The sequence below is a fragment of the Aromatoleum evansii genome, assembly GCF_012910805.1.
GTDB classification, from domain to species: domain Bacteria; phylum Pseudomonadota; class Gammaproteobacteria; order Burkholderiales; family Rhodocyclaceae; genus Aromatoleum; species Aromatoleum evansii.
The window spans coordinates 1-1,342 of the sequence record NZ_WTVK01000156.1 but is presented as its reverse complement, the minus strand read 5'-3'; the positions used below and the strand labels follow the sequence as shown (position 1 = coordinate 1,342).

Below are 1,342 nucleotides of genomic sequence, written 5' to 3'. Positions count from 1 at the left end.
TGAAGTCGCGGCTGTAGGCGGCCTCGGGCTTGGCGACGACGAAGGGGGCGCGGCTCATGCTCTCGACGCCGCCCGCCAGATACAGCTCGCCTTCGCCGCACGTGATCGCGCGGGCGCTGTCGAGCACTGCGGCCAGCCCGCTCGCGCACAGGCGGTTGACGGTCTGGCCCGGCACCGTCGGCGGCAGGCCCGCGGCCAGCAGCGCGTTGCGCGCGACGTTGCGGCTGTCTTCGCCCGCCTGCGAGGTGCAGCCGAGGATCACGTCCTCGATCTGCTCGGGGCGGAAGGGCGAGCGGGCAACGAGTTCACGCATCACCGTCGCGATGAGATCGTCCGGGCGCACGGGGGCGAGTTTTCCGGCGTGGCGGCCGAAGGGCGAGCGCAGGCCGTCGTAGATGTAGGCGTCGAGCATGGTGAGTCCTTGTGTGGGGAGCGGTTCAGTTTTCGGAAGTGAGCAGCGAGACGCCGAGCCGGGCGCGGCGCGTCAGCCAGGGGCTGGGGCGGTAGCGCGGGTCGCGGTAGAAGTCGTGCATCGCGTCGAGAATGGCGAGCACCGTACGCGCGCCGAGCGCATCGCCGAGCGCGAGCGGACCTTTCGGATAGCCGAGGCCGAGCGTGACGGCGCGATCGATATCGGCGGGCGTCGCGATCCGCTGCTGGGCGATGTCGCAGCCGATGTTCACGATCATCGCCAGTACGCGCTGCGCGACAAAGCCGGGGCTGTCGTTGATCACCGTGACCGGCGTGCCGTCGGCGGCGAGCAGCGCCCAGGCCGCGTCGCGCATTTCGCGCTGCGTCAGCGGCGTGCGCATCAGCGTGCGGCGGCCGTCTAGGGCGAGCGGATCGAGCGCCAGCGTGCGTGCCGGATCGAGGCCTTCGGCAAGCGCGGCGGTGGTCGCGTCCTCGCCGAGCGGTAGTACGAGGCACAGCGAGCCCGCGCCGGGCGTATCGCCGCGGTCGAGCCTCGCGCCGAGGCTTTCGAGCTGGGCGGTGACGCGCGTCGCGGCCTCGGCGTCGCGGCGGCTGACCCACACCGGGATGTCGGTCCGTGCCGGCGGTGCGTCCTCGGCTGGCACCTCGGCCTTGCCGTCGTGGTAGACATAGAAGCCGCGCCCGCTCTTGCGTCCGAGCAGGCCCGCGGCGAGCCGCTGACGCGTGATCGGCGAGGGGCGGAAGCGCGGTTCTTGGTAATACTGGTCGTAGATCGACTCCATCACCGGGTGCGACACGTCGAGCCCGGTGAGGTCCAGCAGTTCGAACGGCCCCATGCGGAATCCGGCCGCTTCGCGCAGGATGCGGTCGACATCGGCGAAGCCGGCGATGCCCTCGCCGACGATGCGCA

General features: G+C 71.5%; 2 protein-coding genes. Both read right to left on the bottom strand.

Annotated elements, in window-relative coordinates:
- The coding region (locus GO615_RS27640; RefSeq protein WP_479686198.1) for a thiolase family protein at positions 1-412 on the bottom strand (412 nt) is incomplete at its 3' end.
- A gap of 25 nt (positions 413-437) precedes the next feature.
- On the bottom strand, positions 438-1,342 hold a 905-nt coding region (locus tag GO615_RS27635; protein ID WP_246262526.1), incomplete at its 5' end, for a 3-hydroxyacyl-CoA dehydrogenase family protein.